The 22,976-nt window shown below is 63.5% G+C and carries 23 protein-coding genes; 7 read left to right on the top strand and 16 right to left on the bottom strand.

The features are described from left to right. Positions 1-189 (bottom strand): transposase (locus IQ35_RS17250; RefSeq protein WP_199739982.1); only part of this gene is annotated, 189 nt, incomplete at its 3' end. 451 nt (positions 190-640) lie between these two features. Beyond that, the gene (gene acnA / locus IQ35_RS17245; protein ID WP_021243777.1) at positions 641-3,310 is read right to left on the bottom strand and encodes an aconitate hydratase AcnA; all 2,670 of its coding nucleotides are present in this window, start codon (positions 3,308-3,310) and stop codon (positions 641-643) included. Positions 3,311-3,616: 306 nt separating this feature from the next. Here acnA and IQ35_RS17240 point away from each other — a divergent pair, with 306 nt between their 5' ends. Beyond that, positions 3,617-3,886 (top strand): hypothetical protein, encoded by a 270-nt coding sequence (locus IQ35_RS17240; protein ID WP_021243776.1) that lies wholly within the window; start codon positions 3,617-3,619, stop codon positions 3,884-3,886. A gap of 21 nt (positions 3,887-3,907) precedes the next feature. On the opposite strand, the gene IQ35_RS17235 is transcribed toward IQ35_RS17240, so the two are convergent. The 3 genes from IQ35_RS17235 to IQ35_RS17225 all read right to left on the bottom strand — a co-directional run bounded on the left by IQ35_RS17235 (position 3,908) and on the right by IQ35_RS17225 (position 5,479). Then, entirely contained in the window at positions 3,908-4,111 is a 204-nt protein-coding gene (locus IQ35_RS17235; RefSeq protein ID WP_021243775.1) for a DUF5818 domain-containing protein, read from the bottom strand. 4 nt (positions 4,112-4,115) lie between these two features. Then, positions 4,116-4,301, bottom strand: coding sequence for a DUF1328 domain-containing protein (locus IQ35_RS17230; RefSeq protein WP_021243774.1), 186 nt, complete (start codon positions 4,299-4,301; stop codon positions 4,116-4,118). A 179-nt stretch (positions 4,302-4,480) separates the two neighbouring features. Beyond that, a complete protein-coding gene (locus IQ35_RS17225; protein ID WP_021243773.1) occupies positions 4,481-5,479 on the bottom strand; it encodes a 2-hydroxyacid dehydrogenase in 999 nt (332 codons plus the stop codon). Positions 5,480-5,605: 126 nt separating this feature from the next. Here IQ35_RS17225 and IQ35_RS17220 point away from each other — a divergent pair, with 126 nt between their 5' ends. Next, on the top strand, positions 5,606-6,070 hold the full coding sequence (locus tag IQ35_RS17220) for an SH3 domain-containing protein (protein WP_021243772.1): 465 nt from the start codon (positions 5,606-5,608) through the stop codon (positions 6,068-6,070). A 73-nt stretch (positions 6,071-6,143) separates the two neighbouring features. Here the strand turns inward: IQ35_RS17220 and IQ35_RS17215 are convergent, their stop codons facing one another. Then, a complete protein-coding gene (locus IQ35_RS17215) occupies positions 6,144-7,952 on the bottom strand; it encodes a peptide MFS transporter (RefSeq protein WP_145075279.1) in 1,809 nt (602 codons plus the stop codon). A gap of 115 nt (positions 7,953-8,067) precedes the next feature. Here IQ35_RS17215 and IQ35_RS17210 point away from each other — a divergent pair, with 115 nt between their 5' ends. Then, positions 8,068-8,661, top strand: a complete 594-nt coding sequence (locus IQ35_RS17210; RefSeq protein ID WP_145075276.1) for a nitroreductase family protein — start codon at positions 8,068-8,070, stop codon at positions 8,659-8,661. Positions 8,662-8,733: 72 nt separating this feature from the next. Continuing rightward, positions 8,734-9,078 carry a GntR family transcriptional regulator gene (locus IQ35_RS17205; RefSeq protein WP_021243769.1) on the top strand — a complete coding sequence of 115 codons (345 nt, stop codon included), beginning with the start codon at positions 8,734-8,736 and terminating at the stop codon, positions 9,076-9,078. A gap of 15 nt (positions 9,079-9,093) precedes the next feature. Here the strand turns inward: IQ35_RS17205 and IQ35_RS17200 are convergent, their stop codons facing one another. The 8 genes from IQ35_RS17200 to IQ35_RS17170 form a co-directional block, all read right to left on the bottom strand. Then, a complete protein-coding gene (locus IQ35_RS17200; RefSeq protein WP_145075273.1) occupies positions 9,094-11,064 on the bottom strand; it encodes a tetratricopeptide repeat protein in 1,971 nt (656 codons plus the stop codon). A 4-nt stretch (positions 11,065-11,068) separates the two neighbouring features. After that, on the bottom strand, positions 11,069-12,439 hold the full coding sequence (gene prsR / locus IQ35_RS17195; RefSeq protein ID WP_145075270.1) for a PEP-CTERM-box response regulator transcription factor: 1,371 nt from the start codon (positions 12,437-12,439) through the stop codon (positions 11,069-11,071). Beyond that, positions 12,439-14,520, bottom strand: coding sequence for an XrtA/PEP-CTERM system histidine kinase PrsK (gene prsK, locus IQ35_RS17190; protein WP_145075267.1), 2,082 nt, complete (start codon positions 14,518-14,520; stop codon positions 12,439-12,441). The genes prsR and prsK overlap by 1 nt, the downstream gene beginning before the upstream one ends. 11 nt (positions 14,521-14,531) lie before the next feature. Next, a complete protein-coding gene (locus tag IQ35_RS17185) occupies positions 14,532-15,920 on the bottom strand; it encodes a TIGR03013 family XrtA/PEP-CTERM system glycosyltransferase (RefSeq protein WP_031290598.1) in 1,389 nt (462 codons plus the stop codon). 303 nt (positions 15,921-16,223) lie between these two features. Then, complete coding sequence (locus IQ35_RS17180) at positions 16,224-16,481, bottom strand: hypothetical protein (protein WP_021243764.1); 258 nt, start codon at positions 16,479-16,481, stop codon at positions 16,224-16,226. A 45-nt stretch (positions 16,482-16,526) separates the two neighbouring features. Beyond that, positions 16,527-17,219: a sigma-70 family RNA polymerase sigma factor gene (locus tag IQ35_RS17175; RefSeq protein ID WP_236614717.1), complete on the bottom strand. Its 693-nt coding sequence runs from the start codon at positions 17,217-17,219 to the stop codon at positions 16,527-16,529. A 57-nt stretch (positions 17,220-17,276) separates the two neighbouring features. Next, the gene (locus tag IQ35_RS21765; RefSeq protein ID WP_031290597.1) at positions 17,277-17,408 is read right to left on the bottom strand and encodes a hypothetical protein; all 132 of its coding nucleotides are present in this window, start codon (positions 17,406-17,408) and stop codon (positions 17,277-17,279) included. 74 nt (positions 17,409-17,482) lie between these two features. Continuing rightward, positions 17,483-18,277, bottom strand: coding sequence for a response regulator (locus IQ35_RS17170; RefSeq protein ID WP_021243761.1), 795 nt, complete (start codon positions 18,275-18,277; stop codon positions 17,483-17,485). Between the two features lie 374 nt (positions 18,278-18,651). On the opposite strand from IQ35_RS17170, the gene IQ35_RS21760 reads away from it, so the two are divergent. Further along, positions 18,652-18,804 carry a NepR family anti-sigma factor gene (locus tag IQ35_RS21760; protein ID WP_021243760.1) on the top strand — a complete coding sequence of 51 codons (153 nt, stop codon included), beginning with the start codon at positions 18,652-18,654 and terminating at the stop codon, positions 18,802-18,804. A 43-nt stretch (positions 18,805-18,847) separates the two neighbouring features. Then, positions 18,848-20,422 carry a sensor histidine kinase gene (locus tag IQ35_RS17160; RefSeq protein ID WP_021243759.1) on the top strand — a complete coding sequence of 525 codons (1,575 nt, stop codon included), beginning with the start codon at positions 18,848-18,850 and terminating at the stop codon, positions 20,420-20,422. Position 20,423: 1 nt separating this feature from the next. Here the strand turns inward: IQ35_RS17160 and tgt are convergent, their stop codons facing one another. Next, positions 20,424-21,554 (bottom strand): tRNA guanosine(34) transglycosylase Tgt, encoded by a 1,131-nt coding sequence (gene tgt / locus IQ35_RS17155; RefSeq protein WP_145075264.1) that lies wholly within the window; start codon positions 21,552-21,554, stop codon positions 20,424-20,426. A 59-nt stretch (positions 21,555-21,613) separates the two neighbouring features. Beyond that, on the bottom strand, positions 21,614-21,754 hold the full coding sequence (locus tag IQ35_RS17150; RefSeq protein ID WP_236614716.1) for a hypothetical protein: 141 nt from the start codon (positions 21,752-21,754) through the stop codon (positions 21,614-21,616). A gap of 268 nt (positions 21,755-22,022) precedes the next feature. Between IQ35_RS17150 and IQ35_RS17145 the strand changes: the two genes are divergently transcribed. Continuing rightward, positions 22,023-22,976 (top strand): crotonase/enoyl-CoA hydratase family protein, encoded by a 954-nt coding sequence (locus IQ35_RS17145; protein WP_031290595.1) that lies wholly within the window; start codon positions 22,023-22,025, stop codon positions 22,974-22,976.

The following is a 22,976-nucleotide window of genomic DNA, read 5'->3' as shown; positions in this document are numbered from 1 at the left end:
ATCGGCAATACAAGCCGCCAGGCGCTGGCAAATCCCCATCGCGCGCTCGGCCTGTGCAAGCAGTAGAACACCGCCATCCGAGGTAAGCCGGCCACCGTCGAACGCAGCTGTGATTTTCTTGCGGCCGACTGCTGGGAATCCAAATGAGCTTGCGATATCATCGTTCATGGCGGGTGTGGCCCGTGGCATTTTCTGCCCTGCGGCAGGTTCGGCTTAGACACCCAGTTCCTAATTCAGATCAGAGGCTTACGCCACTCCCGCCAACCCTTCAGGACACTTTTGGTGAATAAGGCGGGCTAGAGAGCCAATCTTTTCCGAGCCAAAATCCTTCTATCGGCGGGACTAGCGCAGGAGCAGCGCGGCTCAACTTTGCAGAGTTCATGCGGGATGGGACATTTTTCATGACGGCGATCCTGTCGGAAAGTTTCCGTCGTCATGACAGCGAAAGCTGGCATCTCTCTTTCTTAGGCCAACCAAGCCTAAGGGGATATCCCTGCTTTCGCTGGGATAACGGACATTGAATGTCCGCTTCGGCCGAAAAGCGGCCATCAGGCGAAGGCGGTCTGCAAGCGCCATAAACGCCAAGAAAAAAGGCCCTCTCCAGCGGAAAGGGCCTTTTTCATCTTCGCATATGTCGCGATCAGGCGGCGAGCTTGCGCAGCACATATTGCAGGATGCCGCCGTTCAGGAAGTAATCCAGTTCGTTGACGGTATCGATGCGGCAGAGCGCGGTGAAGGTGAAGGTCGAACCGTCGGCGCGCGTCACCTTCACGTCGACATCCTGACGCGGCTTCAAGCCCGCGACGCCGGTGATGGTGAAACTTTCATCGCCCGTCAGGCCCAGCGTGTCACGGTTCTGACCGTCCTTGAACTGGAGCGGCAGCACACCCATGCCAACCAGATTCGAGCGGTGGATGCGCTCAAAACTTTCGACGATGACCGAGCGGACGCCCAGCAGGTTGGTGCCCTTCGCCGCCCAGTCGCGCGACGATCCGGTGCCATACTCCTTGCCGCCGATGACGACCAGCGGCGTGCCGTCCGCCTTGTGCTTCATCGCCGCGTCGTAGATCGGCATCACTTCGCCATTATAGCGGGTCATGCCGCCTTCGACGCCGTCCAGCATCAGGTTCTTGATGCGGATATTGGCGAAGGTGCCGCGCATCATGACTTCATGATGGCCACGGCGCGCGCCATAGCTGTTGAAGTCGGCCTGGGCAACCTGATGCTCGGAGAGCCACTGACCTGCCGGGCTGCTGGCCTTGATCGAGCCGGCCGGCGAGATATGGTCGGTGGTGATCGAATCGCCGAAGATGGCGAGCGGCTTGGCGTCCACGATGTCGGTGACGGGCGCCGGGGTCATGGTCAGCCCTTCGAAATAGGGCGGGTTGGCGACATAGGTTGAACCGGCGCGCCAGCTATAGGTGTCCGATCCCGTGACCTCGATCGCCTGCCAGCGGGAGTCGCCGGTGAAGACGGTGGCGTAGCGGCTCGTGAACATGTCGCGGGTGAGCGCGCCGTCCATGACCGAGCGGACCTCGTCATTGGTCGGCCAGATATCCTTGAGATAGACGTCCTGCCCGTCGCTGCCCTGACCGATGGGTGTAGCGACGAAGTCGGTGGTGACGGTGCCCTTGAGCGCATAGGCGACCACCAGCGGCGGCGACGCGAGAAAATTGGCGCGCACGTCGGGCGACACGCGGCCTTCGAAGTTGCGATTGCCCGACAAGACGGACGCGGCGACGATGTCGTTGCCGTTGATCGCCTTGCTGATCGGCTCGGCCAGCGGGCCGCTATTGCCGATGCAGGTGGTGCAGCCATAGCCGACGAGGTTGAAGCCGACCTGATCGAGATAGGACTGGAGGCCAGCCTTCTCCAGATAGTCGGTAACGACTTGGCTGCCGGGGGCGAGCGAGGTCTTGACCCAGGGCTTGGGCTTCAGGCCCTTTTCGACCGCCTTCTTGGCGACGAGGCCGGCGGCGACGAGGACGCCGGGGTTCGACGTGTTGGTGCAGCTCGTGATCGCGGCGATGACGACGTCGCCGTCGCCGATGTCGTGGGTACGCCCTTCGACAGCGACGCGGGCGGGCGCGGCCTTCTTGTAGACCTTTTCGAGGTCGGCGTTGAACACGTCATCGACCTGCGTCAGGATCACCTTGTCCTGCGGGCGCTTGGGACCGGCGAGCGACGGGACGACGGTCGACATGTCGAGTTCGAGAATGTCGGTGAAGACCGGATCGACCGAGGCATCGAGCCAGAAGCCCTGTTCCTTGGCATAGGCTTCGACCAGCGCGATATTTTCTTCGCTGCGGCCGGTGAGGCGCATGTAATCCAGCGTCTTGTCATCGATGCCGAAGAAGCCGCAGGTCGCGCCATATTCCGGCGCCATGTTGGCCAGCGTCGCGCGGTCGGCGAGGCTGAGCGAAGCGAGGCCGGGGCCGAAATATTCGACGAAGCGGCCGACGACGCCCTTGGCGCGCAGCATCTGCGTGGCGGTCAGCACCAGATCGGTGGCGGTGATGCCTTCGGCCAGCGCGCCGGTCAGCTTGAAGCCGACGACTTCGGGGATGAGCATGGAGACGGGCTGGCCCAGCATCGCCGCTTCCGCCTCGATGCCGCCCACGCCCCAGCCGAGCACGCCCAGGCCGTTGATCATGGTGGTATGGCTGTCCGTGCCGACACAGGTGTCGGGGTAGGCGACAGTGTTGCCGTCGGCATCGACCGACGACCAGACGGCCTGCGCGATGTTTTCCAGGTTCACCTGATGGCAGATGCCGGTGCCGGGGGGCACGACCTTGAAATTATTGAGGCTCTTGGAACCCCATTTCAGGAAGTCGTAGCGTTCCATGTTCCGCTGATATTCGAGTTCGACATTATCTTCGAACGCCTGGGGCGTGCCGAATTCGTCCACCATGACCGAGTGGTCGATGACGAGGTGCACAGGCACCTGCGGATTGATCTTGCTGGCGTCGGCGCCCAGATTGTTCATCGCGTCGCGCATCGCGGCAAGATCGACGACACAGGGCACGCCGGTAAAGTCCTGCATCAGCACGCGGGCGGGGCGATACTGGATTTCGCGGTCGGACCTGCGTTCCTTCTGCCAATCGACGATGGCCTGGATATCCTCCACCGTGACCGTCACGCCGTCTTCGAAGCGGAGCAGGTTTTCCAGCAGCACCTTCATCGAAAAAGGCAGGCGCGAAACATCGCCGAGCCTGGCGGCGGCCTTCTTCAACGAATAATAAGCAACGTCCTTGCCGCCGACCTTCAAAGTGTCGCGGGTGCCTAGTGTGTCCTGTCCGATGGCGGTCATGAGTCGTGCGTCTCCTCGCAATTGCTCCGGCCACGGCGGGGAGGATGACGCGATTCCACCAGAGGCTCGCCAAAGGCAAGGCCGAGGGATGCGCCCCAACCGACGGTCGAAGCGGGTATGTCCCGATGTTGGAGCGCCATAGCGCTTGTCGCCCCGGAGTCAAATGCGCAAAGCGTGAAACGAGCCTTTGGCGGACATCCGTTCCTTCACGCTCCATTGATCGCATCGCGGTGCAAGGCATCGGAACTTTCACGACTCACGGGACGTTCCTTGAGAGCGACGAACGGAGTTTCTACCATGCCTCACATGCCCGCGCGCGATCGTTCCGCCACACCGGCCGCTTCCTGGTTTCCGCGCGGCTATGCGCTGCTTTATCATTCGGGAGAAACAAACCACTGCCCCGGCTGCGGCCAGCGCCATTGGATCATCGGCCGGATGATGGCACAGTGCGCGCGCTGCGATACCGCGCTTCCTCTCGATGAAGTGCATGGCGTGGGTTACGCGCCGCGCTTCATCAATGGACGTCGGGAAACGGACGCGGACGCCCTTTTCAACAGCCCTTTGCTTGAGAACTAGTCCCGGCTTTGTCGACGAGGATCAGGCGGCGGCGACGCCCTCCACTTCGACGATGTCGTCGCCGATATGCCAACCCTTTATCCTGACACGCTTTTCGACATGATCGACAGGCACGCGCAGCAGCACCAATCTATAGGCGCCGCCGCCGTCCCGCTGAAGCAGGAAGCCGGCCGCATCCCTCAGAAGGCGGCCGGTCTCATCCACTTGCGCCTCATGCCGTTTCATGAGGTCAATCTACAGCGTCCTTGACGCCCTTGCCAGCCATGATGCCGAGCACGAGGAAAATCAGGAACAATATAATGGCGACACCAAATAGCAGTTTGGCGATACCCACGAACGTGCCTGCCGCGCCGCCAAAGCCCAACAGGGCAAGAACCGCGGCAATGACAAGCGAGATAAGCGCGAGCCGGATCATGAAGACCATCCTTTCGATAAGAGGATAAACTGCCAACGAGCCGCGCAGTGACTTGTTCCGGCAATCGGGTGGAGGATCATCAACATAATGGCACGGAACAGGAGCGAGGAAGGCAATCCTCCCACCGTGCGGCTGGCGTTGGGTGCGCTTCCGGTTTGACAAGGAAGCGGCGGTTCGCCCTAGATCCAGCCTTCGAGCACCTGATTGGGCGGGCGATGCCCGTCTACCCAGCTGCGGATATTGGCGATCACAAGCGCGCCGGTCGCGTCACGCCCCTCGAACGTCGCCGATCCCATATGGGGCAGAAGCACGACGTTGGACAGCAAGAGCAGGCCAGGGTCCACGGCGGGCTCATGCGTATAGACGTCCAGCCCCGCACCCGCGATCCGGCCTCCGCTCAGCGCCGCGATCAAAGCCTGTTCGTCCACGATTTCAGCGCGCGAGGTATTAATGAGATAGGCGTCCGGCATGAGCAACGCGATCCGCCGCGCGTCGATCATCCCCCTGCTATCCGCGTTCAGGGGGCAATTGATCGAAATGATGTCGGAGCTTCCCAGCAGGCTGTCCAGGTCGGCGCACCAGCCGGCCTCCAGTTCCTGCTCCACCTCGAAGGGCAGGCGGTGGCGATTATGATAGGCGATGGTGAGGCCGAAGGCCCTGGCCCGGCGCGCCACGGCCCGGCCGATCCGGCCCATGCCGATGATCCCCAGCTTCTTGCCGCGAATGCGATGGCCCAACATGCCCGAGGGACTCCACCCCTGCCACTCGCCCGAGCGGACCAGTTTTTCCCCCTCGGCCAGGCGGCGCGGGACGGACAGGATCAGGGCCATGGTCATGTCGGCGGTGTCTTCGGTCAACACGCCCGGCGTGTTGGTGACGATGATGCCCTTCTGCCGGGCAGCGCCCAGATCGATATGGTCGACCCCGCTGCCGAAGCTGGCGATCAGTTGCAGCCGTTCGGGAGCGCCCTCGATCAGCGCGCCGTCGATATGGTCGCTGATGCAGGGGACCAGCACGTCGCACTGCGCCATGGCGCGGGCCAGCCCCGGACGGTCCATCGGCACGTCGCCGGCGTTGAAGCTCACATCGAACAGTTCGGCCATGCGCGCTTCCACATTGGGAGGCAGTCGGCGCGTGACGATGACACGCGGTCTGGCGGGGCGCGGTTTCTTGGCCATGGCGTGGGCGCTATTCTCCCCCAGCGCGCGGGTCAAGCGCTTATGCCGCCGCGCAAGACAGCGGTTGTCGCGACCGGGGAGGAGCGGCTATGATTGCGCTCTCACGACAAAGGAACAGGTCGAGACATGAAGGGGTTTCCGTTGGCCGCCGCTATGATCGGGGCCTTATCGGTCGCGGGCGCCGGCAATGCCGCACCGAACAAGCCAGTGCCCTATTGGGCGTCGCTTTCACAAGATGAGGCGCGGATGCGGGTCGGCCCCAGCCTCGATTATCCGTCCAACTGGGTGTACCGCCGCCGCGATCTGCCGGTGAAGGTGGTGCAGGTACTGGGCCTGTGGCGCAAGGTCGAGGATTCGTCCGGCACGCAGGGATGGATGCATGTCCGGCTGCTCAGCGACACGCCCACGGCGATCGTGACCGCCCCCATCGCGCCCATGCGGCAGTCGCCGCGTGACGGCGCATCGGTGCTGTATCGTGCGGAAAAGGGCGTGGTGGGTCGTCTTTCCTCCTGTTCGGATGGATGGTGCGCGTTCGACGTCCATGGGCAGAAGGGCTTCATCAGGGCAGGCGATATCTGGGGAGCGACCTGATCGGTTGGTTCCAGGCGCACGATTCCGAGGGAGAAGGGAAGATATGCCCCCCCCCTTCCCCCGTTTCCGTCCATCATTGCACCCCATGCATCCACCTTTTGATAAGCGGCGCCAGAACCAGCAGCACCGCGCCGACCACCGCCGCCGCGACGCCGATGGTCCAGAACACGCCGACATAGGTGTCGAGGCTGAGCTTGAGGTTCGTCACCTGACCGCCCACGGTTTCGACGCTGGCGACCTGGGCGACCATGCCCGCCACATATTGCGCGACGGAAATCGACAGAAACCACACGCCCATCATCAGCCCCACGACGCGCGCCAGCGACAGCTTGGTAATCATGGAAAGGCCGACCGGCGAAATGCACAGTTCAGCGGCGGAATGGATGAGATACAATCCGGCAAGCCACCAGATCGCGACCTTGAAATCCGCGCCCGCATATTGCGCGCCCCAGACCAGGAACAGGAAACCCACGCCGACGCCGACCAGGGCGATGGCGAACTTGACCGGGATGGACGGTTCCAGCCCCCTCTTCGCCAGTGCGTTCCACATGATGCCGAACACGGGCGCGAGCGCGACGATGAAGAAGGCGTTGAAGAATTGCGTCTGCCCCGCGCTGATGGAAAACAGCCCGAAGAACGACAGGTCCGTATTGCGATCCGCGAACAGGGTCAGCGACGATCCGGCCTGTTCGAACAGGGTCCAGAAGACGACGTTGAAGACCACCAGCACCATGGCCGCCAGCATCATCTGAAACTCCGCCCGACTCCCTTCGAACCAGGACCACAGGAGGATGCCGGGGATCGACAGAAGGAATGTGGCGAACAGCACCTTGCCCATGATCGGCAGCGACAGGAGATAGGCGATGATCCCCTCACCCGCCGTCGCTTCGGCATTATGCATCAGGTTGATGAAGAGGAACCAGGCAAGGGGCACCGTCAGGATCGCGCCCGCATAGATCAGCAGGCTGCGGTCGGGGCCGGACCGTTCGGGCGTTTCGCCATAGCCGGCGAGCTTGCCGCCATCGAACCGGATCAGGCTCCAGCTGAACACCATGCCCAGCGCCGCGAGGCCGAAGCCGGCCCACCATCCGACCGTGTCGGCCAGCAGCGGACACAGAAGCTGCGAGAACAGCGATCCCAGGTTGATGCCCATATAGAATATGGTGAAGCCCGCATCCCTGCGCCGGTCGCCTTTCTCATAAAGCTCGCCGACGATGGTGGAGATGTTGGGCTTGAAGAAGCCATTGCCCACCGTGACCATCGAAAGGCCGATCAGCAGCAGCATCGTATAGAAGGTCGCGCGCTCGCCATCGGCCTTGAAACCGCCCTTTTCGACCGTGCGCGCGACATGGCCCTCGCCGTCCAGCAGCGACACGGTGCCATCTTCATTGCCCCGGATTTCGAAACGCCGCGCGCCGTCCACGACGAAACGCTTTTCCGCCCCCGTGCTGGTGGGGCGATCGACGGCATTTTCGACCTGCACTTCATAGCGCTGGCCGCCGATCGTGGCGTGGGGCCTGGCCGTCTCCCCGCCGAAGCAGAGGATGAAGTAGCCAGCCGCCATCAGCAGCGCGCCGAACTTGACCGAGCGTTTCGCGCCCAGATAACGGTCGGCGATCAGCCCGCCGGCGAGCGGCGTCAGATAGACGAGCGCGGTGAACCCCCCGTAGATTCCATTGGTCGTCTGGTCGTCGAAAAGGAAATGCTTGGTCAGGTAGAGCGTCAGCAGCGCCCGCATTCCGTAAAAACCGAACCGCTCCCACATTTCGGTCGTGAAAAGCCGCGCCAACTGCCGCGGATGGCCGAACCATTGCGGCCGGTCGTCCACGGGCTGACGGGCCGCATCCGCGCCGGCGTCGACGCCGGCGGTTGGATTGGCCATATTATAACTCCCTTGCTATGCTTTCCCGCCCCTTGCAGAGCTGTTCGCATGGCCTCGACCCTAGCGAAAAAATTGCGCGTGTGAAGAATATCATTACAAAGCGGACCAGCAACCAATGGGAAATGATGTGACCTTCAACGACCTTTCCACCCCGCTTTCGCTGCTCCGCACGCGCCGTTCCGGCAAGCCGCGCGACTTGACGGCGCCCGGCCCGGACGCTGATCAACTCCGGCAGATTCTGGAGATCGCGTCCCGAACGCCCGATCATGGAAAGCTTTTCCCGTGGCGTTTCGTCATCGTGCCGCAGGAAAGCCGTCCGGCCCTCGCCCACCTGCTGGAAGCCGCGTATCGGAAGGAAAAGCCCGACGCGGGACGGCTGGAGATCGAGGCGATGCACCAGTTCGCGCATCAGGCGCCGGCTCTGGTGGCCGCGCTGTCTTCACCCGTTGCGGGCAGCAAGATTCCCGTGTGGGAACAGGAACTGTCCGCCGGGGCAGCCATCATGAACCTGCTGCACGCCGCGCACGCGCTGGGCTTTGCCGGAGGATGGCTGACGGGCTGGGCCGCCTATAATGACGATGTGCGGGCCGCTTTCGGGCATGAAGGCGAACATATCGCCGGTTTCGTCTTCCTGGGCACGCCCGGCAAGCCGCTCGAAGAACGGCCCCGGCCAGATTATGACAAGATCGTTTCGGTCTGGGACAGATAAATATACCGGAAACCCATGATGTCGTAACGCCATGGCTTGACCCGCAATGCTGTATTATGGCACTGATGCACTATGGCCGATGACAGCAAGCCCGTTTACCTGCGCCTTCGCGACACCATCGCCGCATCCATATTGGATGGCGAGTATCGCGACGGCGACCTGCTTCCGTCCGTCCGCGCCTTCGCCGGGCAGCAGGGCGCCAATCCTCTCACCGTGGCGAAAGCCTATCAGAGCTTTCAGGACGACGGCCTGGTCGTGGTGAAGCGGGGCGTCGGCATGTTCGTCGCGGAGGGTGCGACTCGCCGCCTGCGCGAAGCCGAGCACAAACGCTTCCTCGAAGATGTGTGGCCCCCCGTGGCCGCGCAAATCCGTCGGCTGGGATTGCGGCTCGAGGAACTGGATCTGCAACAGGCCTGAAAAGCCCGGCGCGCCTCACCGGGCCGCGAGCCGGCCCGTCCCTTTCCTCAAGGCCGCGCGGGCCTGCGCAAGATGCGCCCGCACCCCGGGCTGTCCCGGCGCGAGCGCGTCCGCCTTTTCCAGCAGATCGATGGCGGCCTGCCCGTTTGCGCCGGTCCTGAGCAGGGTCCAGCCATAGATGTGCGCGGTGACGGGGCTGGCCGGCATCAGGCGATAGGCAAAGGACGCATAGGCGCGCGCCGCATCCGCAGCGCCAACCTCCAGCGACGCACGGGCCAGATCGGCCATCAGCAGCGCGTCATGAGGCCCGACGCGCGCTTCCACCGCCTTCAGCATCCGCAGCGCCTCCCGCCATTGTCCGCCCGCCATATAGCCGGCGGCGGCGAGCCTTTGGATTTGCGGATCGTCGGGGTTTTGCGACAGGAACAGACGCACCACCTGCAAGGACCGGGCGGGATCGCCCGCCCGCTGAAGCGCGGCGATCAGGCGCAGGGCTATATCGCGGCTGAAACGCAGATTGGCCGCCTTTTCATAAACCTTCACCGCCTGCCCCGGCCGCCCCGCCGCGCCGAGCGCATCGCCCCATATGACATAGGCGTCGGGCGCACCGGGATTGGCTTCGCTGAGCAGGCGCGCGCGCGCCACGGCCCGTTCCGCCTGCCCGGTGCCGAGCAGCGCCCGGATATAGGGAATGTTGTCCTGCGCGGCGGCCGTGCCGGAAGGGGCGGAACCGGCCAGGGCCGCATCATCCGCGCCGGCAAAGAGATCGGCCGAGAGACGGTCGGGCCAGGACGCGCGGGCGAGCATGTCGTCCGCCATGATCCTGTCGCCCAACGCCTCCTGCGCGCGCGCGGCCAGCGTCAGGACATAGGGTTCCGCATCCCTTTGCGCGACGAGCGGCGCAAGGGTCGTCGCGGCGGAGGGGAAATCGGCGGCCAGATAATAGGCACGTCCCAGCAGGGTGCGCGCGATGCCGTTATCGGGCTGTTGCCCGACCAGCGGCGCAAGGGCCTGTATGGCAAGCGTCGCATTGCCATCTTCGAGATGAAGCACGCCGCGCAGGAGCATGACGGCGGGTTCACCGTCGAGCCGCCCCTGTGTCCGCGCCAGCAGCGACCGGGCAAGGTCGGCCCTGCCCGCGCGCGCCGCCATGACCGCCTGCATGAACCAGGCCCGCGCATTGCCCGGCTCCAGCGCCAGCAGGCGGCGCGTGACACTGAGCATCCGGCGCGCTTCTCCCGCATCCGCGAGCGTTGCGGCATATTGATCCAGCACCGGCACGGAGTCGGGATTGACGGCAAGCGCCCGCTCGAACCATGGCAGCGCCGCGATCAATCCATATTGGCTTCGCGTCAATTCGCCGCGAAGAAGCAGGGCCTTGCCATTTTCCGGCGCCAGAGCGACCGCCCGGTCCGCCGCGACGATGGCGCCCGCCTGATCGCCCTGCATCCACCGGTAACGGCCCGTGTCGATCCAGTTTTCCGGATCGTTCCCGGCCATCTCCCTTGCCCGGTCCAGCGCCGCTCCCGCCGCCGCCATATCGCCGCGCGCCATGTGGATGTTTCCGCTCACGCGCATCGCGGCCGCGGCGAAGGAGGCAGGAATATCGTTCGCCTCCATCTCCGTGAGCGCGGCGTCCGCATTGCCCTGCAAAAGCAGGGCCTGCGCCATCAGCACCCGCGTATCGCCCGGCCTGCCGCCCAGAGCGCGCGCCTTTTCGATTTCGCCCTGCGCTCCACCCCCGTCGCCCAGATCCACCAATGCCCGCGCCTGTGCGATGCGGGCGGGAATGGAGCGCGGATCGGCGCGGATGGCGTTCAAAAGCTCGACGCGGGCCGTGCGCGCATCGCCCTTGACCAGCGCGGCGATCCCGCGCGCCAGCGGGGCGGTCCCGTCCGCCTCATGCAGGCGCCATTGCCACCAAGCCGCCGCCGACAGCAGCAGGGCGGCGACGCCCGCCAGCAGGAACAGGCGCTTGCGGTTCATGCGCTCACCCCTGCCCCTGCATCTGATATTGCTTCAGCAGGTCATAGAGCGTGGGGCGGCTGATCCCCAGCATCTTGGCCGCGCCGGAGATATTGCCGTCCGTCCTGGCGATGGCGCGGCGGATGGCGCGCCGGTCCGCCATTTCGCGGGCGGCCTTCAAGTTGACGAGGTCGCCCCCTTCCTCCCGCTCGCCGTCCAGATCGAGGTCGGCCGCCGTCACATGCTTGCCGTCGGCCATGATGACCGCGCGCTTCATCCTGTTCTCCAGTTCGCGCACATTGCCCGGCCAATGCCAGGCGTCGAGCGCGGCCAGCGCGTCCGGAGCCAGTCCCTTGACCTGCGGGTTCATGTCCTTGGCGAAGCGGTTGAGGAAATGGCGGGCCAGCAGCGCCGGATCGCCCGGCCTGTCCCGAAGCGCGGGAATCCGCACGACGATTTCGGCGAGGCGATAATAAAGATCCTCGCGGAACGTGCCCGCCGCGATCATTGCCTCCAGATTCTGATGGGTGGCGCAGACGATCCGCGTATCGACGGCGATGGCTTGCCGCCCGCCGATCCGCTCGATCACCCTTTCTTGCAGGAAACGCAGCAATTTGACCTGAAGCGGTAGCGGGATGTCGCCGACTTCATCCAGAAAGAGCGTGCCGCCCTGCGCCTGTTCGATCTTGCCCGGCGTCGTCTTGACCGCGCCGGTGAAAGCGCCCTTCTCATGCCCGAACAGTTCCGATTCCAGCAGGGTTTCCGGGATCGCGGCGCAATTGATCGCCACGAAATGACCCGACTTGCGCGGGCTGGCGTCGTGAAGCCCCTGCGCCAGCAATTCCTTGCCCGTGCCGCTCGCGCCGAGCAGGAGCACGGACACCTGCGCGCTGGCGACCCGCTCGATCGTGCGGGCGACCTTCATCATCTCCGGCGCGCTGGTGATGAGCTTGCCGAGGACGGGCGCGCCCTCCGGCGCGATCTCCGCCAGCCGGGCATTTTCCCTTTCCAGCGCATGGACGTGGAAGGCGCGGCGGACGATCAGGCCCAGTTCGTCGATGTCGACGGGCTTCTGGTAGAAATCATAGGCCCCGCCGGAAATGGCGTTGAGCGCGCTTTCCCGCGCGCCATGGCCCGACGCCACGATGATCTTCGTATCGGGCTTGATCCGCAGCATGTCCGCAAGCGTCGCGAAGCCTTCGCTCGTGCCGTCCGGGTCCGGCGGCAGGCCGAGGTCCAGCGTCACGACATCGGGCGCTTCGGCGCGGAGCAGGTCGATCGCCTCCTCCCGGTCGCCCGCGATGAAGAGCCGATATTCCTCATAGGCCCAGCGCAATTGACGCTGCAATCCGGGATCGTCTTCCACGATCAGCAATTTGGGCCGCGTGTCGCTCATCAGGCAGCCTCCCCTTTCCTCATGATCCGCGCCGCTTCAGGCGCCCGCGGCAGGCGCAGGGTGAAACGGCTGCCAACCCCCGGTTTGCTTTCCACCTCGATCCTTCCCCCCATGGCGGCCGCCAGTTCGCGCGCCTCGAAAGCGCCGATGCCGAAGCCGCCGGTCTTGCTGCTCGAAAACGGCTTGAAAAGCTCCCGCCGGACGAATTCGGCGGTCATTCCCGTCCCGCTATCCACGATCTCCACGCAGGCTTCCTCTCCATCGGTGGACAGGCGAAGCTCCACAGGGCTGCCGGGTCCGCTGGCGTCGATGGCGTTCTGGAGCAGGTGCACCAGTATCTGCTCGACCCGGACCGGATCGGCCATGACCGGCGGCGCATCGCCGGTCACGCGCACGGGATGCTGGCGCGAACGCGAGCGCGCCACGCCGTCGGCCATTTCCCGCAGCATCATCGGGCGGGGTTCTTCCATCCGTCCCTTGTTGTGCTGGGACAGCCGCGCCAGAAGGTCGTTCATCTTGCCCACCGATTCCTTGAGCGTCAGGATCATGTCCGTCCGGAAATCCGGATTGTCGGCGTGGCGCTCGGCGTTGCGCGCGAGGAGCGAAAGCTGGCTCACCAGATTCTTGACGTCGTGCATGATGAACGCGAAACGGCGGTTGAACTCATCGAAGCGTTGCGCGTCGTTCAGCGCCTCCTGCCCCTGCGCTTCGCTGATATAGGTCGCGGCCTGCCGCCCGGCGGCGCGGAGCATGTCCAGATCCTCCCAGTCGAGCCGCCGGTCGATGGGCGGACGCGCGAGCAGGATCGCGCCGATCAGCTTGCCGAAATGGATGAGCGGCACCAGCGCCCAGCCCCGTCCGTCGCCCTTCACCCAATCGGGCAAGGGCACAACGCCCGCATCGCCCTGCATCCCTTCGAGATCGATGATCCACCCCGTCTGCTCCAGGCGGACCGCCAGTTCCCTGGAAAGCGAAGGCGTTTGGGGAAAGTCGGTGTCCCAGTTCCATTGCGTTTCGAAAACCAGCCGGCCATCGTCCCCCCGCAGCAGCAGCATGGCGCCCGAGGAGTCCGTGATGTCGGCCACCGCCTTCGCCACGCGCTTCCCCAATGCGGGCGCGTCGCTGCCCGGCCTGCCGATGGTTTCGCCGAAACGCATCCATTCGGTCCGGTAATCGTAGCGATGCTGGAAGAAATGCTTGGCGACCTGCACTTTCCAGAGCGCGCGCAACTGGGGCGAAGGCAGGAGGATCAGCGCCGTCACCGCCATGAAGAAAACGCCGCCGATCTCCATGAACCGCGCATAGGGTCCGGCGATCAACTCGATCAGGACGGTCGCGGCGGTGAACAGGATGATGTACAGCGCCACCGCCGCGACGGAGAGCGACTGGAAAGTCAGGCTGCGCGACAACTGAATGCGGCCGGACAGTTCCTTGCGCAGGCCGACCGCGACGATGGGCGCAAGCAGCGCCATCATCAGGCCGCGCAGGGCATAAAGCGCGTTCATATGGTCCGGCGCGAAATAGCCGACCGCATAGAGGCTGCAATCATAGGTCCACATGGCGGCGAGCGTGGCGAGCAGCAGGACGACCCTTCCCCTGTCCCGCACCGGCCAGGCCGTATAAAGCTGATGAACCAGCACGAGGCTGCCGATCGCCGTCATCATGCGCAATATCAGCGAAAGCAGGACCAGCGCGCGATGCAATTCGCTTTCGTTCAGCAATTGCCGCGCCACGAAATCCGTGAAGCTCTGAAGCAGCAGCAGGCCCATCACCGCCGCATAGACCAGGCCGATCGCAAGGATCGGCCCCGTGCGCCCGGCGGGACCGCGCCTCAACATGACGAACATCAGGAGCAGCCAGGCCGCGTTGCGCAGACTTTCGCCCAGGCCCGACAGCGACTGCCCGACCCCGCCGAACGACACATAGAGCGCCCAGCAGGATGTCATCAGCAACGCGCCCGCCAGCAGGCGCGGCTCGATTTCCCCGTCGCGCCGGCGCAGGATGAATATGCCCAATGCCGCAAACAGCGCCGCTGCCAGCGCATGGCCCCAGTTGCCGATGAATTGCAGCAGGATGCTCATCGCCCCGGCCTTCAGCGCGCGCCGTCGGGCCAAAGGATGACGCGCACCGTCTGGACCAGGATCAGCAGGTCGAGGAAGGGCGTGTAATTCTTGGCATAATAGAGGTCGTATTCCAACTTGTGCCGGGCATCCTCGATGGACGCGCCATAGGGATAGTTGATCTGCGCCCAGCCCGTGATCCCCGGCTTCACCATATGGCGTTCCGCATAATAGCGCAGATGCTGTTCCAGATCCTCGACGAACTGGCGGCGTTCGGGACGAGGCCCGACGAAACTCATTTCCCCCTTGAGGACGGTCCATGTCTGCGGCAATTCATCGATGCGCAGCTTGCGCAGCCAATAGCCCAGGCGCGTGATGCGCGGATCGTCCTTTTCCGCCCAGACCGCCTGTCCGGCGACTTCGGCGTCCTGGCGCATGGTGCGCAGTTTGACGATCCAGAATTCCTGGCCGAACAGGCCCACCCGCTGCTGCCGATAGAAGGCCGGACCCCGGCTGTCGAGCTTCACCAGCACCGCCGCGAGCAGGATGACCGGCCCGGTGAGGAGGAGCAGGATCAGGCTGGCGACAATATCGAAAACCCGCTTGGCGATGCTGGACAGCCTTCGGCCGGCGGAAAAGCCATCGGAAAAGATGAGCCAGCTTGGATTGACGCTGTCCAGGTCCACCCGGCCCGTTTCCCGTTCCAGGAAGGTGGAAATCTCATTGACGTGGACGCCCGTTGTCTTGACCCGCAACAGATCGGTCAGGGGCAGCGCGTTGCGGCGCTCTTCGAGCGCCAGCACGACCTCGCTCGCGCCCAGGCGGACGACGAAATCCGCCAGATTGTAGATCGCGCTGCGATTGATCGCTTCGGCAACGGTCTGGGGACCGTCGTTCATGGCGATATATCCCACAACCAGGAAACCGGCGCCCTTTTTCCGTTCCAGTTCGCGGATGCGGTTGGCGCGGCTCCCGGCGCCCAGAACGATCAGACGGCGCTTGAACGCTTCCCCGCCGAGCATGGACCCGAGCAGCAGGCGGACCAGGATCAGCAATCCCATCGCCAGTCCCATCGCGTAAAGCGAATTGGAACGCCACAAGGTCATGTCAGGCCCCACGAAATGCATCACCGACAGGAAGATGACGCCCAGCGATACGGCGACCAGCAACCGGGCAAAGGCGAAACGGATCGACTGCAACGCTTCGGTCCCATAGACGCCGACCGCGATCATGGCCGTCTGGATCGCAAGAACGAAGCTGAGCAACGGCCAGAGCCGGGTCATGACATGCTCGACGTCCATGCCGATCTGCCGCGCCCGCAACACCCAGCCGCCTTCCGCCGCCCCCAAAAGCAGCAGGAAATCCAGAAGGCCCAACAGCAACACCGCGTACGGCACATAATGTTTGAAAAGCCTGATCATGATCCCGCGCATTCTCCGGGCCGCCGTAGCGCGGCTCTGTCACGCCGGATTTATCTTACATGTGCTGTAAGGAAATCCGACACTGCGGGGAGAATGCCCGAAAATGGCAAATAATTTCTGAACGGAAAATGAGACGGAAGGCAGATCGACATGCAGCCGGCCGATCCGCCGGATTCACGCGGAGACGGGGGGATATGAATACCCTAAAGGCGCATCCGCATTCTGACGATCATCGATGTGCTGCCCCAATGGATGCGTCGCCGACTTACCGGACACTCCGCGTCTTCGCGTGAATAAGATCGTTCACTTCGCCCCGGCGCCATCATCCTTGCGAAAAGCGTCGGCGGCGTTTCTCGCCGCGTCGCCCACCATCCGTGCGGCATCGTCGGCTGAATTGGCCGCTTCCGTCACCCGGTCTGCCTGCCGGTCCGGACGATCCTTGGAGAGATAGAAGAAACCGATGGCCAGGATCAGAGCGAGCGTAACGAGCAGGAAAACAAGGCCGCTGCCATGCTGCCGCCCCGTTTCCGGCGGATCACCTTGCGGGCGTTCCTCTTCCATCTTCCTGCTCCTTCGACAGGAACGGACGATATTCGTCCGTTTCGTTCAGCCTGTCCGGTCCCCCGGTGCGGCTTCCCGCCCGCGGCTGAGGCGTTCGACATCTTCCATGATCTCATCGAGAACAGCGGAGTCCGTGGTTTCCTGGGTCCGGCGTGAAGGCAGATCGCCATTCTCCAGGATCTGCTCCAGCGCCGCGCGGCCACGCGCCACGCGGCTTTTGATCGTCCCCACGGCAACGCCGCAGATTTCAGCGGCTTCTTCATAGGCGAAACCGCCCGCGCCCACCAATATCAACGCCTCGCGCTGGGGCTGGGGCAATTGCAGCAGCGCCCTTTGCATGTCGGAAAGCTCCACATGCTTGTCCTGCCCCGCCGGGGCCGCCAGCAGGCGGTCCGCCGTCAGGTCGTCCCAGTCCCCCCGGAACCGCGACCGGCGCATTTGCGACAGATAATGATTGCGCAGGATGATGAAGGTCCACGCCCTCATATTGGTGCCGGCCTGGAAGCGGCTGCGCGCGGCCCATGCCTTCAACAGCGTTTCCTGGACCAGATCGTCCGCCACGTCGCGATTGCCTGAAAGAGAGCGGCCGAATGCGCGAAGGTGCGGAATGACCGCAGCCAGTTCGCGCTTGAAATCCGTGTCGGACAATGTGGCGCGCTCCACTGCCCCCGCCTGTGCAGGAGCAGTCCCCGAGCCGCCTGTCGCTCCTGCCGCGTGAACCGAAGTGGTCAAAGCCATATAAATCGCTTGCGCCTTATACTGAGGTCAGCCGACCGAAAATCCATCTTCCAGACTTCAACGCCATAGAACCAGCAGCATGGCGATGACCACCAAGGCCAGGGAAATTCCCAGCACATACCGCACGATATGGGGCGTCGATCCGGCGCGGGCATCCTCGGTCGAAATATGCGGGTTCTCCTCGGCCATGTCCATCTCCCATCGTTACGCATCAATAACGCAACGAGCGGGCGGGGGTTCCGACATGCCGTCGATCCGTCCGGTCAAGCCGGTGCGGTGGCTTCGTCAAAGAAAAGCGCCTGGGAGATTGCCGCCTTGACCGTGGACCGTTGAAAGGGCTTGGTGATGAGGAAGGTCGGTTCGGGCCTTTCCCCGGTCAGCAATCGCTCCGGGAAAGCGGTGATGAAGATCACCGGCACTGAAAATTCCCCGAGGATGTCCTTCACGGCGTCGATGCCGCTGGAGTCGTCCGCGAGTTGAATGTCCGCCAGCACCAGCCCCGGACGCTGCGCCATCGCTTCGCGCACGGCGTCTTCCCGCGTCACCGCTATCGCCGTCACTTCATGGCCCAGATCGCGGACGATGGTTTCGATATCCATCGCGATGATCGGTTCATCCTCGATAATCAGGACTTTGGCCCTGGTCTGCGATTCGATCGCGCTCAGCGCCTCTTCCACCAGCGCCTCAACCTCGTCCGCGTCCATGCTGATGAGATAAGCCACGTCTTCAATGGTAAAGCCCTCCAACGCGGTCAGGAGCAAAGCCTGGCGAGGCAGGGGCGTCAACCGCCCGAGCCGGGCCTGCGCAATCGCTTCCTGTCCGTCGGGCCCGATGACGGCCGGCCCATCGTCCAGATGCGATGACGACCAAATCGCATGGAATATCTTGTAAAGGCCCAGCCGCGGATCGACGCCCGCGGGAAATTCTTCAGGCGCGGCGACGATCGCTTCCAGCGTGGCGCGCACATAGGCATCGCCGTGGATCTGGTCACCGGTAAGGGCGCGCGCGTAACGGCGCAGAAATGGAAGATGGGGGTGCAGCTGCTGTCCAAGCGACATGTGTTCGTCTTCTCCCTGCCCTTCATGGGCTCAATGCTGCGAAATCTGTTCGGACAAGGGAGGATGGATCGACAATGCCCCCATGGCAAGGCCAGCCCCCTCGTCACCGGCAACCCGATATACAAAAAACGCCTTGGATGGGGGAACCATCGAGCGGTGGATTTGTTTCACTGCCGTTCGTTTTTTTAGATGGCAAAGCCAGGGTTACGGATTTTACGGCATCCGCGAATTGACGCGGCCCCGGAAACCCGCGAAAAAACAGATCGGCGGGCATGGCAGGATTGTTTCAGAGGGGCTGAATTTTGGTTGCTTCAACAACGGAACGAAACGCGACGGAGGCAGGCGACATCAATGCAGACGTCTCCGTTACGGATATGAAAGGTGCGCCATCACGCCCGCGCGGCAAACGAGCGTCCCGTTCCAAGAGCAAGGAGCATGTCGCCGACGCCTTGCGATCGGTTTATCAACGCGCCGTCGACGAGGATATTCCCCCGGAAATGCTAGACCTTCTCGGCAAGCTGGATTGACAGCACCGTGATCGGGGGCAGCCATCCTCCGCCAGACCCTGAAATGCCCGCACATACCCCCTCTGCCATAGCGAACACATATTTCCGTTCGACCGGCGTCAAGATGTTCCTCATCCTGACATTGGCGCTGCTGCCTCTGGGCATACTGGCCCTGGTGGCTTCGCTTCAGGCGATCCGGTCCGCCGATCTTGAAAAGGAAGCCCTGCTGAGGGTTGCGGTGACGCAGAGCGCCCGCAAGCTGACGGCCGATCTTGCATCGGACCGGACAGCCATAACCCTGACGGTCAACGCCATCGCCGCGGGGACGGCGGATTCGGACATGTGCGGGCGCCTGTCTTTCTTTCTGCGGTCCCATGCCGACAGCGAAGGCAATTTCTACATTTATGACCGGGCAGGACGGCGCCTGTGCGGATCGCGCAAGGACGAACCGGCCGGAATATCGCCGGCACAGCGGTTCGCGTCCGCCAAAGCGGAGCTGCTGCCCCAGGCCGGCCTCCTCGTCAGCCGCGAAATCAGCCGCGACGGCAGGGTCGTGGCCCTGGCCTATTATCCCCGCGCCTATCTGGAAAGAGTGGCCGATCCGGCCACGGCGCTGCAAAATCGCCAGCTAAGCCTTCGGCAGGGAGCCAAGACGCTTGTCGTTACCCGGCAACCCGATCGCCAGCGGTCGAGATATCGCAGCACCAGCCTGTCCGCGCGGGTGGTTCCGTCCGACATATTCCTGACCATGACGGTTCAGGACCCGCCCGCGACCGCCGCCCGGCTTCTCTCGCTCTTCCTGCCGCTCGTCATGTGGTTCGCCGCCGCCGCGATCGGCTGGTTCGTCGTCAACCGGCTGCTGATCCGTCCCCTGGTGCTGCTGCGCCGTTCCGTCGCGGCCTATCATCCGGGGGAGGTTCTGGAACCCCTGCGCCGCATGCGCACCCCCGCCCAGGAAATCGTGGCGCTGGGCCAGACATTCCGGGCCATCAGCGAAGATGTCGCCACGCATGAGACCGAAATGGCCGACGCGCTGGAAACGCAGCGGAAACTCACGCGTGAGGTGCATCACCGCGTCAAGAACAATCTTCAGATCATTGCCAGCCTGATCAACCTGCACGCCAGATCGGCGATCACGCCCGAAGCGGCCGAAGCCTATGCCTCCATCCAGCGCCGCGTGGATGCGCTGTCGGTCGTCCACCGCAATCACTATGCGGAACTGGAAGAAAATCATGGCGTGGGCGTGCGTTCGCTCGTCAGCGAACTGTCCGCCAGCCTGCGGGGCGGTGCTCCCGCGGAGGCGCGCCGCTTCGCCATCCAGATCGACAGCGACAATCTGCATATCAGCCAGGACGTCGCGGTGCCCGTCGCCTTCCTCCTCACGGAACTGATCGAACTGGCGATGCTTTCCGATCCCGACGCTTCCATGCGGATATCCATCCAGGCGGATGCCGGATCGCGGGATCGCGCCAGGCTGGAAATCCATTCAACCGCCCTGCGCGCCTCACCCGACATGACGATCCGCCTTGAGGAGCGCTATGGGCGCATTCTCACCGGCCTTTCCCGGCAACTGCGCTCACCGCTCGACCATGATATGGCGGCGGGACTCTATTCGATAGCGATCACCACGCTGGCCTGACTCAGGCGCGTTTATATTCGTTCCGGAAACCGGCGGCGAAAACGGCGAAACGGCCCTGCGCGATGCTGTCACGGATATTCCGCATCAGATCCTGGTAGAAATGGATGTTATGCTGGGTCATCAGCATCGCCCCCAGCATCTCGCCGGCCTTGACGAGATGATGCAGATAAGCGCGGCTCCATGTCGAACAGACCGGGCAGGCGCAGCGCGGATCGAGCGGCTCGCGATCTTCCGCGAAACGGGCGTTGCGGATATTGAGCGGTCCGTTCCAGGTAAAGGCCTGGCCGTTGCGGCCGCTGCGCGTGGGCAGCACGCAATCGAACATGTCGATGCCCCGTTCCACCGCGCCCACGATGTCGTCCGGCTTGCCCACGCCCATCAGATAGCGGGGCCGGTCCGGCGGCAGCATGTCCGGCGCGAAATCGAGGCAGCCGAACATGGCTTCCTGCCCTTCCCCCACCGCAAGACCGCCGACGGCATATCCATCGAACCCGATGTCGATCAGCCTGTCGGCGGAAACCCGCCGCAATCCTTCATCCAGCGATCCCTGCTGGATGCCGAACAGCGCGGCGCGATCCGCATGGGCGCCGCCCGCGTCGAAGGCATCGCGGGAACGCTTCGCCCAGCGCATCGATCTTTCCATCGACTGCGCCGCTTCGTCATGGGTGCAGCCGTTTCTGGTGCATTCGTCGAACGCCATGACGATATCGCTATCGAGCAGGCGCTGGATTTCCATCGAGCGCTCCGGGCTGAGCATATGCTTCGATCCGTCGATATGGCTGGAAAAGGCCACGCCTTCCTCGCTCATCCTGGTGAGCGCGGACAGACTCATCACCTGATAGCCGCCGCTGTCGGTCAGGATGGGCCTGTCCCAGCCCATGAACCCGTGCAACCCGCCCAGCCGGGCCATGCGTTCCGCGCCGGGACGCAGCATCAGGTGATAGGTATTGCCCAATATGATATCGGCACCGGCCGCGCGCACCTCCGCCGGCCGCATGGCCTTGACGGTGGCGGCCGTGCCGACCGGCATGAAAGCCGGCGTGCGGATTTCGCCCCGGCGCATGGAAATGACGCCGGTGCGGGCTTTGCCGTCCGTGGCCGAGACAGAAAAGGAGAAACGGGGCTGGGTCACGTGCGCCGTCTAGGATCGAACGATGGCGCGCACAAGTGCGCCATGGCGGTCCTCTGCGATCAGCCCGACTTGCGCAGCCCTTCGAACAGCATCATTGCGTCGACGTGGAAGCCCTCCACCCGCCGATACCGGCCGATGAAGCGCAGGCAATCGTCGGACAATCGCAAGTGCCACGCCCCGCCCGCGGCGTCGTGAAGCATCAAGGTCACGCTTTTGGAATGGGACGAGCGCCGATACATGAACGCCTATCTAGCCTGTAAAGGTTAATAAAAGGCGGATTGCGTCGGGAAATCGAAAACATCTCGTTGCATAAACGCAACGGAAACGGGGTTCTTGGGGGTCATATATGGGGCTTCCGGGCAACAGTTTCTAAAAAATTGGTTAATATCCCTTTCTAACGACCTGCAAGCATTGCATCAAACCTGCAACCCTGTTCTGTTAATGGAAAATGGGAATTCGGGGGCGCAGATGATTGATTCAGGTCGATTTAATCCGACCCATGTGGATATGCGGACATCGCATGAGGAAGTCACCGCTCTTCCTCTCGACAATGAGTATCTCGCCGCTACGGAAAACAGGGTTTCGGAGGACTTCCGCCAATCCATGCTGTTCGATCTGGGACAGATCGACGTGCGCTGGGACGCGGAGCTGGCGACGCTGTGGGCCTTCATGACGCCGCATGAACGGCCCAATTCGAATCAGAGCCTGATTCGCGACACGATGGCCTGGCTCAGCGAAACCAAGCGGTTGTTCAGCGCCAATCCGGAATCCCTCAAGTTCATGGTGCTGGGATCGCGCTTTCCGGGGGTTTTCAATCTCGGCGGCGATCTGGAGATGTTCGCGGAATGCATCCAGACCCGCAATCGCGACGCCTTGCTGAAATATGGCATATCCTGCGTCGAGATCGTGGACCGCATCTGGCACAGCAACGACATGAACATCATCAACATCGGCCTTGCGCAGGGAGACGCGCTGGGCGGCGGCCTGGAAGCGCTCATGTGCTTCGATGTCATCATAGCGGAGCGGCAGGCGCGCTTCGGCCTGCCCGAAATCCTGTTCGGCCTGTTCCCCGGCATGGGCGCCTATTCGATCCTGTCCCGGCGCGTGGGTCCCGTGCTGGCCCGGCGGATGATCATGGAAGGCCATGTCTACAGCGCCGAAGAGATGTACGACATGGGCATCGTCTCTCAGGTCGTCGAGACGGGAGAGGGTGAAGAAGCCACCCGTCAGTGGATTGCCGATCACAGTCCACGCCATGCGGGCTATGTCGGGGTCGCGCGCGCGGGACGCCGCGTCGATCCCATGACTTTGGAAGAATTGACCGACATCGTCACCACCTGGACCGACACGGCGTTGATGCTTTCGGATCGGGACTTGCGGATGATGCGCAGGCTGGCAGCGGCCCAGACCCGCCTGCGTTGA

The organism is Sphingobium wenxiniae, assembly GCF_007830065.1.
Classification (GTDB): Bacteria; Pseudomonadota; Alphaproteobacteria; order Sphingomonadales; family Sphingomonadaceae; genus Sphingobium; species Sphingobium wenxiniae.
The sequence above is the reverse complement of the archived record's forward strand: the minus strand, read 5'-3'. Positions and strand labels throughout refer to the sequence as shown.